Raw genomic sequence first — 13,849 nt, forward strand, 5'->3', positions numbered from 1 at the left:
TTTTGTGAACCGTGATTCACCAAAGCATATGAAATCAATCGCGTCAGGAAGCGGGGGCCTTATTCAATACGCACCAGTTGCCAGCGCGTTTCTTTCTGTGGCCGGGCCTGACTTCCGATTTTGGACTCGCGTCCCTCGATCAATGCGGCAAAGGTCAACATCTCGGGAGGAAATGAGACCGCGCCAAAGGGCTTGGTACGACGGCCGAAAATATATTCAGCGTTATGCGCGCGATAGACATAGAAAAACAGTTCGTTCTTTCGGTCGATGTGCGACCGGAGTTCATTCACCTGCGCCTGTGCAGGCAGGTTCTGCAAATACAGGCCGCGACCCCAGTCGGCTGCGCTGGCTTCGGTAATCGTTGTCCCGTTGACCAGCAGACGATACTTGCCGTCCGGTAAATGTTTGACGGCCAGCCGCGGTTGAGCCGCCTGCAAGTCACTGTCCACAATCGCCGATTCCGGAGCCGCAGGAATTGGCAGGACACTTGCTTTGAAGGTAAACTGAATTCGCTCTGGCTCGAATGTCTGCTGAGAGATTGTGGCATTCGTGGCAGCGACTGTTTTGGCTTGCATATCGGCCAGCAACTGGGGACTCTGAATTTTCTTTCCCAACAGTTTACCAGCAATGAATTGACTGACCGCCCAGTAGCCGTACTCATTCAGATGGATGCCATTGCGGGTCAGCTTCTGCGAAGGATTTTGAGCCATCCGTTTTCTGGTCTCTGTGAAGAGGTCCACGAAAGGTACCCGATGTTTTTCTGCGATCACTTGCATTGCCCGTGTATACTCTGACAAACTCTGATTATGTGCCGCGGGGTCGGGAAAGGGCGGGCCCATGTTTTCGTGCGCGATCGGGGAAATCATGACCACCCGCGGTGCAGAAACGCCGTTATATTTTTGAGAGGCCAGATGCTTGAGAAACTGTTCCCAGTGTTCCGTATACGCTTTTAAACCTGCCTGCCCGTCGAACGATTCATTCATGCCGAAACAGGCGATAATCACATCGGCTTTCTGCTGCTTCAAATGATCATCGAGTGAACCAAAATTGAGTGGTCGCGGCTGCAGTTTCAGCGTATCCCCCGACCAGGCCAGATTGCGAAACGTGAGTCCTTTGACATCCGCCTGCGACGTCAACAGAGTTTCCAGATAGTTATACAGTCGCATTTGATCGGCGAACGTATTCCCGATCAGGACAATCCGATCTCCTTCTTTCAAAACCAGTTGATGCGCTGAGGACGCACTTTGGCGCGTGTCTGCTGCAAAACCTGTGGACAGGAAACTGCTGCAGACAACCAGCATGAAACTCAACATTAGAAACGAGGCTCGCATAAAATCCGATCCTGAGTAGAAATCTGAGAAAAGTGACTGTACCTGCACTCCATTATGAGAGTAACAGCAGGCAAAGAAAAGTCCGCTTTGCACAGAGAAACGAACAGTCTGGCGTTTTCTTGCCTGATTCTGATTGAATTGATGCCCCCTCGGCTGCACAATACAAGAGCCTCTTTTCTTGTTCCTTTAAACAGCAGGAGTCAATATGCCCACTGCATCTCTCCAACACCGACGTCATTTTCTGAACACCGTTTTTCAAGGCTGCGCAGCCGGTTCCCTGTTTCCCGCTTTTTCGACGCTTCTGGCTGACGAACGTTCTCAGTCAACACGTCAGATTCCCGCGGTTCCCGGCAAGCTCTCGATCCACCTGAGAAAACGGACCGCCAAAGCACCTTTGAAAGCAGTCAACGAAACGGCGGAATGGGACGCTTCAGAAACCGCCATCATCATCTGCGACATGTGGGCCGACCATCCCTGTAAGCTGGCTGCGCAGCGCGTGGACCGGATGGCACCGAGAATGAATCAGGTGATCTCTAAAGCCCGCGATCAGGGTGTCGCCATTATCCACGCTCCCAGTGGCGGGATTCAATTGTACGAAGAGACACCGTTTCGCAAACGGATCAAAGAGGCCAAACCATCGAAGCCCCCCGTTCCGATTCAAGGCTGGTGTTACCTGAACCCGGAGAAAGAGCCGCCGCTGCCTGTGGATGACACAGTAAAACGTTCCACGGAATCGAGTCTGCGAGGCTGTGATGATCCGATTGCCGATTACAAAAAGAACACCGACCGCCACGAACACCCGGCGATTAAAATGGTCGGCTACGATGTGGTCAGTGCCAACGGCCAGGAGATCTATAATTTTCTGGAGCAGGAACAGCGCAAGAACATCGTGCTGATGGGCGTGCATACCAACATGTGCGTTCTGGGACGCCCGTTTGGAATTCGTCAGATGAGTTATCTGGGAAAGAACGTGGTCCTGTGCCGCGACTTGACCGACGCGCTGTACGATCCCCGCGATCGTCCTTATGTCAGTCATACCCGGGGCACCGAAATGATTATCGAACACATCGAAACGCACTGGTGCCCCTCAATCCTGGGCCGGGATCTGACCAAAGTCATTCCAGGCTCGAACAATCCTGTGTCTTGAGACACGCCATTGTTTATTTCACCAGATCACTTAACACAAAAAGTCCAACGCTCTTTTTAATGTCTTATGAAATCTTTCTATCTCATCTGGTTATTTGGAATTCTTACGATCTTACTTCAAAGCTGTAGTGGATCAGCGGGTGGGGTGGATGTATGGGAGGCAGTGGAGAAGGATAATCTGAAGGCCATCGAACAATATGTCAAAGCGGGCGGAGACGTGAATTGTCAGTCATGGGATGGAGTAACGCCATTACTCTATGCTTTGATCAACAGGAAACGAAAAAGCTATGAGCAATTACTCAAACTTGGTGCAAACCCTAATATCATCGCTGATAACGTAGCGAGTATGCCCCATTATAATCGTTCAGTTATGACTGATGCTGCTAGTATCAAAGATACATTCTGGATAAAGCTTGCTCTTGAGCATGGTGGGAATCCGAATCTTCAAATAAAAAGTTCAAATAAAGTACGTAATGGTTCTGTATTTATATATGCACTATCAAATGATGCATTTGAAAACATAAAACTGTTAGTAAAGTATAAACTGGATCTCAGCCAGACTGATGAACATGGTAAAACTCCCCTAGTATTGGCAGCTCATTTTGCTCGATTTGATATCGTCTATTTTCTCTTAGAGGCCGGCGCAAACTACAAACAAAAAGGAACAAAGGATTCTGAATCTTTTATTGAGTTCATGAGGACAAGGGAACTTGGGGAATATCCAGATGAAGAGACGAATCAATGGCTTGCAAAAGTCTTCGATTGGTTGAAAGCAAGAGGTACCCGCCCTAAAGCTCAGATGGAAGCTGCCAATCAGTTATAGAAGATGTAAAACAGGTCCAACACTGCTCGTACCCAAGATACTAGCGACTCTATAATCAAAGAGTCCTGACCCCTTTACAGTACGTCTGAAGTAAAAAATGAATCGCACAAGGAGAAAATGACTGTGAAGGACTTTCAAAAACAAATCACAAAGTACCTGTCTCTGTGCGGCCTGCTTTTGTTCATAGTGCAGCCACTAGAGGCCACTGAGTGGGGGGATTTATCGGGGCAGTTTATCTATACCGGTAAACCTCCTGCCCCCCACCCCAAAAAACTTAAAATCCCTCAGAACCAGTCTCTCGTCATTGGAAAAAATGGCGGAATCAAAAATATCTGTTTCTATTTGCGAGAGACATTTTCACAGAACATTAAAATTCATTCCAGCTATAATCAATTGCCGAAGAAAGTCTTTCTTTCGCACCAGAATTCAATTTATGAACCGCATGTGTCAGGACTCTGGTATGAACGCCAGCAGCTCATTTGCATTAATAAAGACCCCCATCCGCATCTCATTCAATTCTTCACACTAAGAAATCATTTTCCTGATCGGCTACCAAAAGAAATCAATAATCAGAGAACGTTTCGTTTTCACACTCATGAAATTGTTCCAGTGCCAGTCAAATGCAAGATGCATCCCTGGGAGTCAGCATATCTGATGGTCCTCGCCCATCCTTACTTCACCTCGACAGACGAAACCGGGGCCTTTACGATCAAGAATTTGCCCGTGGGGGATCATGAGTTTAAAGTCTGGCATGAACAGCTGGGGAATATTGAGGCAAAGGATGAATGGAAACGGGGAAGAATTAAAATCAAGATCAAGCCCGGTAAAAATGACCTGGGCGTGATCAAAGTTTCTCCGAAACTGGTAAAAAAACAGTAAAAGCCAATATATCAGCTAATACTTGCCTACTCCCTTTTCAGAAAAAGCAGCAGAGAGACACCACCTTCAGTCACTTCACCAGATCAAAGTTCACCCTGTTTTCCTCATTCGGTTTGATCGTGGCTTTCAGTCCGGATTTTTTGACATCATTGTATCGCACGGGGATCAGCGAGATACTTCCCATTCCAGAGGGATCTTTGGGGTCGGGCTTTGTGGCAAAGATCGTGACTTGATTCTCGCCTACGGGGGCGCCGTCCCCTTTGGTGGTCGTCGTGACTTCGACAATCTCGCCCCCTTTAATCACCCCCGAAGCAGAGCGGCCCGAGGGGGGATGAAAGGCAATCGTCCCTTCTTCAAGGGGCTTGCCATTCCACATCACCAATCCCTGCACTGACGCGACTTCGGGAGCGTCGTCCACACCGCCCCCGCAGCCGCAAATTAGAAGACCCGATAACAGTAATACGAAACGCTGTATTTGGTTCGAAAAACCAGTCATGTTGCTCCTCTCAATTTCAAACTCAATCTCGTTGTAGACAGTTTGCAGCAACGGATTGCTTAACCGCCAAATCCATCGACCGGATTCCCATCGGCCTTATCGCCCAGATTCCGGTAAAGATTGCCATCGATGTTTTCGCTCAGAAAATGCACACTGCCGTCGGCCATGGTGAAGAAGGCGCCCCCTTCATGTCGGCTACGAAAGCCGATACAGGCATTCGCATCGCCTCGGCTGAGGGTACCCGCGATGAACTCTTCATTCCGATAATTGATCGGATGCGCCATCGTGCCCCAACTCTGGTAACCCCAGTCCTGCCAGAGACAGAGCGGGCCGACGACTTCACCAATCATGATCGTATTCGTTGTCCCATCGGTCACCTGACTGATTCTGGCATATAAACAAAGAGACCTGACCCCTTTTACTGTCGACGCAGCAGTTCGAGTATCTCGGGCTGTACGGCCAGCGGCTGACGGGTCGTGGACTGGAGCGACTTCCCGAAAAGTCTTCGCTGAAATACCTGTCCATCGACGTTCCAGGCGTGAGCCGCGAGGTGATAGGACGACTACACCGAAGCTGCCCGAGGCTCACGATTCAAGTCGAAGGTGATGTGAGAAATCGGATTGACTCTGAGTAATAAGTTCCGGAGCTACTGGCAGCAGGAGGCACTCCGGGTTGTACCGATCATAATTCTTGCATACAGGTGCGAACTGCTGTGATCCATAAAAGCTGTTAATACCCAGTTCCGGGGACTTGTCAATGAACATTAAGGATCAATTGAGAGGCGCTTTGTCTCGAAAACCTGAAGGTTCGAGCACTTTCTTTATGACCCAATCTGGAATCGGTGCATTGTCCTTCACGATCCAGTTAAGAACAGCACCTCTGCCCCCGATGGCGCGAACCAGTTGCAGTATTTCATCGGCTGTCAATCTCATACCTGCAATAAGACCACTCTCATCTTCTTTGCTGACATAAATATTTAATTCAGGCAGACTTCCTATATAAAGGGGACGAAATTCGCTTGCATCAACCTGTTTTGCCACTTCAGAATAGATTTTCAATGAGTCCTTCACGGAAATGATCAGCTTGGCGATTTCTGTTTCGTTTTGATTACGCTGCAAATCGGGACGTTTGGATTTAATGGCACCGATTATGTCTGAGGTATCTTTAGCGTTTCCATCTATATCAACAAATCCATTAACAAGAACATTAAAACTGCCTCTTGTGACTTCTTTTACACGACTTATTTCCTGAGCATATTTTGGCTTGCATATCACGCTGCGGAGCTCTTGATTTTTTGATATAACACTAAGCATGACCTTCTCTTCTGGCCCTGTTTTATTTTTTTCTGTTGTTAAAATTTTCAATCCATTCTGCCTGAGGGGGATCCCCTGAATATGAGTGATTACATCACCTGTTTCTAAACCAGCTTCCTCAGCTGCGGAAGATGGATAAACAGAATCAATTCTTAATCCTGCATCTGTCTGTTTGAGATCAACTCCAATACTTTTGAAGTTTTTATCTAGCTCACCAGTTTCGTAAAAAGAGAAGGAACGCACGATTAGACCAAGTTCTTCAGCACGATAAGACCGGTTGTTTTCTGTAAGTTCCAGAATGTCTGCTCGTATCGTACGGAGTCTTTTTTTTTGGTCTTCGTCTGTTTCATTAATGAAACTTGTCGATGCATCATCAAAGTAAGTTGAAGGAACGGGCCAATAACGAGGCGGATCTGAGACAGTATCACAAACAATATAAAGATAAGTATCGCCAAAATGAGATGTAAATCGAGTGCCGCCTAACATGCTGCTCAATCTTTGGCGTTCCTCTGAAGCCTGCCTTTTCAGCAGGGCCAACTCTGCTTTCTGTGCTTTGAGTTTTTCAGTGATTGCCTGTTGTTCTTCAGCGTAAGATTCAACCTGTTCATTGACCGAAAGCGAAAGAATCATGACCAGAATGATAAACAGTACCAGAGTGCAAAATATCAGATCCGAAAAGGATTCGTAGAAGCTTGTGTTCTCACGCCGTGTAATTAACTGCATGTTTCTCTTCCGCTGACTGCTCTGTAGGAATTCCTGATTGCATTCAGATACCATGTTGCCGTTTTGATCATGAAACGGCTTCCGAAACATCGATCTCGAGATTGCCGTTCTTCGTTCTTTTTCTGCTGGATCTGCGGAGTGTAGGGACCATATAGACTTCTGCCAGTTCAGCGATATAAGCAATCAGACTGTCCGCATGACTGTTCACGACTGAAGACAGAATTCTCAGGACAATGCCTCCGAACAGCGCACCCAGCAGGGTTGTATAGAACGCGGTTCCCATTCCCCCCAGAGTTTCGCGCATTCCGGACATAAGCTGATCTCGATCGGAACCAACGGCTTCCACAACCACGCTGATTCCACCTACCGATCCAATCAGTCCGACAATCGTTCCTACCAGGCCGAGAGTGACCAGCATGCTTGAGGCCAGCTCGGTCAATCTCAAACGAGCGTTCAGTTTGCTTTGCATGAGGACCACCAGGTTTTCCTGCGAGACCATGGGATCTTTTTTCGCAATCGCATTCAGATTCAGTAGATGGTCGCGGAGTATGCTGGGCTCTGAATTTTTCAGAAATGCAGCGCTGATTTTGTTGCTTTTAATCAGTTCTTTAACCTGCTGATGTGCTAATGAACGTTGTCGATCTATATAGGATACGTCCCATGCATTTCGCGCCAGTGCGCAGACAAACAAGACGAGGATCAGGATGCAGATTCCTGTTACATCCGACAGGAGTGCCAGATAGATTAAGCGACCACAAAGCAGAAGGATCAGGCCAGTGAAAATGACACTGTAAATCATCCATTCGCGCAGTGCATTGACTTTGGGCTCGTTTAAAGTGTCGGTAAGTTCATGTGTTGATTTTGATTTTGATTCTGCCACGCCGCGGTCTTTCTCTTCGTTTGAATGGCCTCTATCTCTGATACTATTGAATCAGAAATCTAAGTGAATACTCGACTTCCGGCTATAGTCTGCTGACGGATACGGTAATGGCCTTGTGAGTACCTTGTTCTGTTTGCGAATGAATAAATCGAAGGTATCAACAACACCACCACGTGTATAAACGTACCTACTCACGGGGCAATAGTCAATGAAAATTGAGAATCGATCCTCAGCCAAAGGGAAATCAACCGTGATTTAGACTCTGTCCAGTTCTACTGTAGCGTCTACATGTCGATTTGGACCAAGTAGAATAGATCGAGAGACGCTATCGTTAAATGTGATGCGATCTAGTTTGAGGCCGCTTTGTGATCGGATCAGACCGGTTGATTGAGTTTGATTAGAAATGGAAAATAATCACTTATAATTACGGGGTGCTGTTTCGGGTGACACCTTAGTATTGTAAGAATACTGAGAGGCAACATTAGAAACGGAAAAAATTAAATCGTTCGACTACTTTCTGAACGCATCATTTCATCAAAGGAAAGAAAAATGCGCGTGCGTCGTCTTGTTTTTGGATTGATACTCTTGACCTTGTGCGTTTCTGCATCGAATTCGCTCTGGGCCTGGGGGAAAGGGCATCGGCTGATTCGACTCTGGGCGGTGGCACGACTGCCGGAATGGCAAACCGAATTGATTGGCCAGGAGAATCTCGCCCGTCTCTGTCGGGACTATACTTCACTGCAGGATAAACATGCTGGCGGAAAAGCGCCCCAGCTGGATCCCTATTGCCTGGTGCCGGGCGTGCGGCTGTCTCTACATGATGTCAACCCGCCAATGCAAAGTGCGACTGCCATTCAATGGTACCTGGAACAGATCGCCAACAACCTGCAGGCCGGCAAAACGGATGAAGCGATGAAATTCCTGGGAGTCCTCTGTCACTGGAACGAAGATCCGGGTTGCCCCTCGGCTCACAGCAGCCCTGTTTCCGAGTTGCAGCTCAAAACGCTGATTCCCCCTCCCAAAGACAAAGCTCGTCTCAATTATCTGTTTGGGGCAGGTGGCTTCATGGACTCCGGCGATTATCAGCTGGCGGACGAAAAGTATACGCCCCGGCTGCTGGGACGGACGCGCAGCGAAGCGGCGCTACGAATCTATGAGCATCAGAAGCTGCTGAGGCACCATGCCGCGGCACATATCATTCCCATCGTGCAGGACACGATGCAAGGAGACGGAACAAAAGCGGACGAACACCGGGCGGCAGCGGCCCTGGCCAACGGACGCCACACGGCGGATGTCATCTTCACTGCGATCTGCCTGGCGACCGATCACAGTGAAGATCAGGAGTTTCTCTTCGAGGGACAGCCCCTGACCGACTGGTTGCCTGACTTCCGGGGGCGGATGATTCCCCACCCGTATTACGTGAAACCGTTCCTGGTGAATCAGGCGATGGACGCAAAACGACGACTGCACCCCCTGAAAATCGGCGCGACGGAATACGAAACCGGCTATGGAATGGGGACCCCGTTTGAACTGGATTTCGTGCTGGCCCCGGGGAACGTCTTTTCGCGTTTCACCTGCGACGTCGGACTACATCCCACCGCAGGTAAGAAAGGAGCCGTCCAGTTCGCGGTCGTGGCGAACGGCAAAGAACTGGTCCGCACCAAACCGGTTCGCGTGGGCGATGCCCCAGTCAAACTGGACATTCCCCTGCCCCAGGCAGATGTGCTGAAACTCACTTTGCAAACCATCGCCGGTGAAGGTTCCGAACCGAGCCATAACCTGGCGGTCTGGGGAACGCCGACGTTGAAGGCTAAGTAATTCATATGCAGGCAGGCCCAGAAATATCTGGTGGAATCCCCGACACACGGATTATGATTCCGCGCTACTATGTGCATTCTCCTTGCGCTGGCACGCTCACTATGAGACGGGTGGTAGCGGTCATCTGTACCAAGGCCGGTTTAAATCGTTTCCGGTTCAATCAGATGACCATTTACTGACCGTGATGCGTTATGTCGAACGCAACCCCTTGCGGGCGAATCTGGTCAAGAAGGCCGAGGAGTGGGAGTACGGATCCGCCTGGGCCCGACAGCAGAAACAGGCTAAACCAGAATGGCTGGCGACGCCTAAAAAACCATCGCTGCCACGAAATTGGCGGGCGCTGGTCAATAAACCCCAAACCGATACCGATCTGGAAGCCGTCAGAAAATGCATCGTCCGAGGTACCCCCTTCGGCGGTGACAAGTGGATCAGCAACACCGCCGTAAGACTTTCATTAGAGAGTACCACCCGCCCCCGCGGCAGGCCACGTCTCGAAAAAAATTCTTGACCCCTTTTGCTATTCATTCGTGTCAGGAAGCTAAAACTAAGCGTCCCGACTCCTTGGGTGTCCCCTGTCAGGTACCTGCTTGAAATGACACCATTTTCATTCTCACGATTTGTTCAAACAGCACTTCTTGTATTTCTTACCACTTCCACAGGGACAAGAATCGTTGCGTCCAATTCGTGCTTCTTCCCTGACGATTGTATTTGGGAAGTAGGTTGGTTGAGTCACTGGTTCGATCTCCGTATCAGCAATGTCTTCTTCAAGATCGACCAGCAAATCACCTGAGAAACCAAAGGTATGGTTTCCAAGCTGTTCCGAGTAAAGAGCCCTGCGGATTGTCTCAGCTTCTTCATTGGCCTGCTTCCATTCTTCGTACTCGGGAAATTCGACGCCCAGTACGGTACTGACCGCAATCAACGTTTCTCGCAATTTTATCACGTCGGGATCAATTGCGGTGGTGCGAATGAATTCACATACCGGTTCAATAGCGTCCGTTGAAAAATGCGAGAGGGTCGCCTGGCCCAGAAAGGTGAGAATCGTATCGTCAGGTTCTTCTATAAAAAGTTCGATGCTCTTTTGAATGGCAAGATCACTGTGTATATTCTCCAGGATACTGGATCCGGAAATCTGGAAATGCCAATCTGCCGTAGGAAATTCATTCACGACAGCCTCGACAACCACGTCGCCACCAATTTTGACAAGCGCTCTTTCGGCTTCTTCGTTAAGCCAGTCATCGGTGATTTTGAGAGACTCGATCAGCAATGGAACTGCCGCTGTCAGTCGTAAATTACCCGCCAGATAAAGCAGGAATGCCTGCATCAAGAGCCTCGGCGAACTTACGGAATAGTCAATCTCTTCGTTCAGCAGTTCCAAAACCCGATCAGCAACCTCGGCCCCCAAACGTCCCAGGGCTTCAGAAAGTCGGCATGCATGTGGTAAATCCATATCATATAGATCTGGGTCTGATTCACTTTCACAAAAATCAAACAGTTTTTTCCAGAGGGAATCGGCATCCTCATCAAGTAGCTGGATACGTTCAGAAAAAGAATATGCCAAAATCGTATCAAAGCATGGTAGAGCCAGGATCTCCGACTCCCTGGTCCGCGTCAGCTGAGGGTCCGCATGAGTCAGTAGATCAGACAGGGCATAGGTATATCGAGAACCATCTGAATTTTCATGATGTCGTAGTTCATCGATGCACCACTCAATCGTGGTTTCGGTCTGTGGTAAATGGAAACTTTCTCTGATCAGGGGGATCGATGGCTCACGACCATATTGTTCAACCGCTTTGATGACGAGCGGCATGATCGTAGTATCTTCAGTGAATGATTTGGTGAAATATTGGAGCGCCAGGGTTCTGGCATCAAGATCGGGATGCAGGATCGCTTGTTTGATTTGTTCTTCCGATAGTCGCATTTCATTCATTCTCCCTGCAGTGTCTTGCTTGGCAATACAAACACCGTACGTGTCACAATGCCCCGATTCTAAGTAATTTTGAGAGTAAGCAAAAGGTTTTTGAATGGCTGGGAGAGAGGATGGGGCATTTTTATTCACGCTCGCTTTCTCATGTTTATCTGCGGTATGGCGGTGATATCTGGTAGGTTTGGCTTTGGCTTGCTGCTAGACGTTCTAACGGCGGCCAGGTAGTGTTTCTTAATTCAAATTGGCCATTGTACATAGAGAAGAACCGCGGCTAACGCCGTGCGGCTGATCCGATTTTTGGTAATGTTCCAGACGGAATGACTTATTAGCCGAAGGGCGTTAGCCCCGGCTTAGGTCGATCTCGGTGAAGTTACATTCGTGAGAATCACACTTAAAACCAATAAATAAACGCTATCTGGCCACTCAGTTTGTGATGGGTGGCCAGGTCTTTGTGGGGGTCACATAGGGTCGCGCCCTACTTTTGGAGGATGAAAATATGCTGGTGAAAAAGATCATCGTTAACAGCGGGACAGCGTCAAGGGGGAACCGCATGTTTTGCTTGCGAACGACACTAATTCGACTGGGATGTCTTTACGAAGCCATAAGAAAGCGGCGTGAAGCGTTGCGATGTCGTTTGATGAGTGAGGGGCAGGGGAGTAGTGGTTTTGAAAATCGTGCTGAAACGAGGAGGTTTTATGGTGCTGATTTTTGCAGTGGTTTGAAACTGGTCACTGAATCTGTAGTGCTCACTCGCGCGCCCGACGTTATCTCCGCATGATCATGCCGATGCGCGGGTTGACGTCAAGGCTGAATTATTCAGTGAGCACTGTCAGATTTTCAGCGATGAAAAAAAGTAGCACAACAGAAAAGGGGGGCTTCAGCCTTTGATCTTATCTCACTTGGTCAGCACAATTCTCAACTCGTCGCTCAATTCGTATTCCGGCCCAAGAGTTCCCCCACCAGTCGACCGCTGGTGATGGCCCAGGCGATGTGCAAGCCGTGCCCCCAGAGCACCTGACCTCCCATGCCGTTACAGCCGATCGCAAACAGGCCGGGAATCGGCGTTCCGTTTTCATCGAGGGCCTGCAGACTCTGATTGATGGCCACGCCTCCTTCGGTCGTCGTGAAATAGGCTTTGGCTGGCCCGAGTAACACCCAGCGATTGCCGTCCAAGGGGTGCGAATCTGTGACACGGCCGAACGAATCTGTCTGTTGACCGGAAACATACTCGTTGAATTGATTGACTGCTTCATGCAAGTGAGCCACATTCAGATGACGCTGCTCCGCGATTTTTTCCAGCGTACCAGCCATGCTGACATCGGGCCGGAGTTTGAGATAATCATCCACATAGGCGTAGGCAATCTTCGGCGCCGTCGAAATAAAATGCGGCCACGCACTAAAATGCGCGGCGATCCGTTCGTCCAATAAAATATAAGCGGCTTTGCCCGGCTGTTTCGAGATCGCGATTTCCCGCTGGGGAGAATCTTTTTCGTTACAGAACCGGCGACCGTCCGCGTTAACTAATATTGCTCCCTCGTCAAACAGGGAATTTTCCGGATGCTGCCAGGTTAAGAGTAAGCGTTTAATCCGCCAGTTGATGAGAAACTGGGGCAGTAAAGGCACGAGCCGCCCCATCACTTTTGCGAGAAATCCACTCGTTGGCAGAAGTTGTTCAAACGGATCACCGGGAGGGGGCACGAACCGCAGTTCGGGACCATAGGTGATGTCCATATTTAACAGTTGCGCGCCGACGTGTTCTGCGAGCAGATGTCCGTCGCCGCCCGCTTTGGGATTCACGCCTTCGATCGACTTGAATTGATCCCCTTTAAACCGCCCGATGATTTCCGGCGCGTTCGCATAATCTCCCGCCGCCAGAACTACGCCTCGCTTCGCTTTGATGGTTTTCCGTTCGCCTTCAATCTGCGCGACCACTCCTGTAACGCGTTGCCCCTCTAACACCAGTTCTACTACGGGTGCATCACAGACGATCGTCCCCTTGTGTTTCAAAATTTGAGCTTGAAACGCGGCGATGTATGCTTTCGCATTGGGTACAATATTATGCATCCGTGGCACGCGGTTGGGTGGTTCCGGATTGGGACCGTGAAAATACAGCCCCATGCCGCGCAGCCATTCCAGCGTCTCGGCGGTCTGTCCCAGGAAAAATCGGCGGAGCTCGTTGTTGCTGTGCGATTCAATCTCGGGAGCGGCAAACTGACCGGCGTCGATTTCATGATCGTCGGCGTTATCACTGATCCCCGCCGCCTGTTGCAGACCGGTCCCATTCGCTGTGAACGAACCGATGGCCATCCCCGTTGTGCCTCCCAGTTGAGGCTGCTTTTCCAGTACCAGCACCCGCGCCCCGAACTCCAGCGCCCGCGCCGCTGCCGCCAGTCCACTTCCGCCCCCACCAACGATAATTACATCATATTCGGATAACACGCTGTACACTCTCTGTTGAAGATCAATTTGGATTTCATCTAGCAATCATCGTAGCAAAACCTCAGGTCACATCA

General features: G+C 49.4%; 12 protein-coding genes. 5 read left to right on the top strand and 7 right to left on the bottom strand.

Going from position 1 to position 13,849, the window contains the following annotated elements:
• Positions 1-59: 59 nt before the first annotated feature.
• On the bottom strand, positions 60-1,331 hold the full coding sequence (locus Pan241w_RS24340; RefSeq protein ID WP_145220831.1) for an SGNH/GDSL hydrolase family protein: 1,272 nt from the start codon (positions 1,329-1,331) through the stop codon (positions 60-62).
• 205 nt (positions 1,332-1,536) lie between these two features.
• On the opposite strand from Pan241w_RS24340, the gene Pan241w_RS24345 reads away from it, so the two are divergent.
• From Pan241w_RS24345 to Pan241w_RS24355, 3 genes are all read left to right on the top strand, one after another.
• Positions 1,537-2,478, top strand: a complete 942-nt coding sequence (locus Pan241w_RS24345; RefSeq protein WP_145220833.1) for an isochorismatase family protein — start codon at positions 1,537-1,539, stop codon at positions 2,476-2,478.
• 144 nt (positions 2,479-2,622) lie between these two features.
• Positions 2,623-3,300: an ankyrin repeat domain-containing protein gene (locus Pan241w_RS24350; RefSeq protein ID WP_198000124.1), complete on the top strand. Its 678-nt coding sequence runs from the start codon at positions 2,623-2,625 to the stop codon at positions 3,298-3,300.
• A gap of 123 nt (positions 3,301-3,423) precedes the next feature.
• A complete protein-coding gene (locus tag Pan241w_RS24355) occupies positions 3,424-4,179 on the top strand; it encodes a carboxypeptidase-like regulatory domain-containing protein (protein ID WP_145220837.1) in 756 nt (251 codons plus the stop codon).
• 70 nt (positions 4,180-4,249) lie between these two features.
• Here the strand turns inward: Pan241w_RS24355 and Pan241w_RS24360 are convergent, their stop codons facing one another.
• From Pan241w_RS24360 to Pan241w_RS24375, 4 genes are all read right to left on the bottom strand, one after another.
• Positions 4,250-4,675 carry a hypothetical protein gene (locus Pan241w_RS24360; RefSeq protein WP_145220839.1) on the bottom strand — a complete coding sequence of 142 codons (426 nt, stop codon included), beginning with the start codon at positions 4,673-4,675 and terminating at the stop codon, positions 4,250-4,252.
• A gap of 59 nt (positions 4,676-4,734) precedes the next feature.
• Positions 4,735-5,211 carry a DUF1559 family PulG-like putative transporter gene (locus Pan241w_RS24365; RefSeq protein ID WP_145220841.1) on the bottom strand — a complete coding sequence of 159 codons (477 nt, stop codon included), beginning with the start codon at positions 5,209-5,211 and terminating at the stop codon, positions 4,735-4,737.
• A gap of 234 nt (positions 5,212-5,445) precedes the next feature.
• Positions 5,446-6,711, bottom strand: coding sequence for a PDZ domain-containing protein (locus tag Pan241w_RS24370; protein WP_198000125.1), 1,266 nt, complete (start codon positions 6,709-6,711; stop codon positions 5,446-5,448).
• 67 nt (positions 6,712-6,778) lie between these two features.
• Positions 6,779-7,591 (bottom strand): MotA/TolQ/ExbB proton channel family protein, encoded by an 813-nt coding sequence (locus Pan241w_RS24375; RefSeq protein WP_145220845.1) that lies wholly within the window; start codon positions 7,589-7,591, stop codon positions 6,779-6,781.
• A 549-nt stretch (positions 7,592-8,140) separates the two neighbouring features.
• Between Pan241w_RS24375 and Pan241w_RS24380 the strand changes: the two genes are divergently transcribed.
• The gene (locus Pan241w_RS24380; protein ID WP_145220847.1) at positions 8,141-9,409 is read left to right on the top strand and encodes an NPCBM/NEW2 domain-containing protein; all 1,269 of its coding nucleotides are present in this window, start codon (positions 8,141-8,143) and stop codon (positions 9,407-9,409) included.
• Positions 9,410-9,491: 82 nt separating this feature from the next.
• On the top strand, positions 9,492-9,917 hold the full coding sequence (locus tag Pan241w_RS24385) for a hypothetical protein (RefSeq protein ID WP_145220849.1): 426 nt from the start codon (positions 9,492-9,494) through the stop codon (positions 9,915-9,917).
• Between the two features lie 102 nt (positions 9,918-10,019).
• Here Pan241w_RS24385 and Pan241w_RS29505 read toward each other — a convergent pair whose 3' ends face one another.
• Together Pan241w_RS29505 and Pan241w_RS24395 are read right to left on the bottom strand one after the other, a co-directional pair.
• Positions 10,020-11,330, bottom strand: coding sequence for an SEC-C metal-binding domain-containing protein (locus Pan241w_RS29505; protein WP_198000126.1), 1,311 nt, complete (start codon positions 11,328-11,330; stop codon positions 10,020-10,022).
• A 933-nt stretch (positions 11,331-12,263) separates the two neighbouring features.
• Positions 12,264-13,775, bottom strand: a complete 1,512-nt coding sequence (locus Pan241w_RS24395; RefSeq protein ID WP_198000127.1) for an FAD-dependent oxidoreductase — start codon at positions 13,773-13,775, stop codon at positions 12,264-12,266.
• Positions 13,776-13,849: the final 74 nt, after the last annotated feature.

This window comes from Gimesia alba (assembly GCF_007744675.1).
Classification (GTDB): Bacteria; Planctomycetota; Planctomycetia; order Planctomycetales; family Planctomycetaceae; genus Gimesia; species Gimesia alba.

Coding starts and splice junctions, on each gene's coding strand:
- Pan241w_RS24380 (WP_145220847.1), top strand. CDS start 8,141: ATGCGCGTGCGTCGTCTTGTTTTTGGATTGATACTCTTGACCTTGTGC.
- Pan241w_RS24340 (WP_145220831.1), bottom strand. CDS start 1,331: ATGCGAGCCTCGTTTCTAATGTTGAGTTTCATGCTGGTTGTCTGCAGC.
- Pan241w_RS24360 (WP_145220839.1), bottom strand. CDS start 4,675: ATGACTGGTTTTTCGAACCAAATACAGCGTTTCGTATTACTGTTATCG.
- Pan241w_RS24370 (WP_198000125.1), bottom strand. CDS start 6,711: ATGCAGTTAATTACACGGCGTGAGAACACAAGCTTCTACGAATCCTTT.
- Pan241w_RS24345 (WP_145220833.1), top strand. CDS start 1,537: ATGCCCACTGCATCTCTCCAACACCGACGTCATTTTCTGAACACCGTT.
- Pan241w_RS29505 (WP_198000126.1), bottom strand. CDS start 11,330: ATGCGACTATCGGAAGAACAAATCAAACAAGCGATCCTGCATCCCGAT.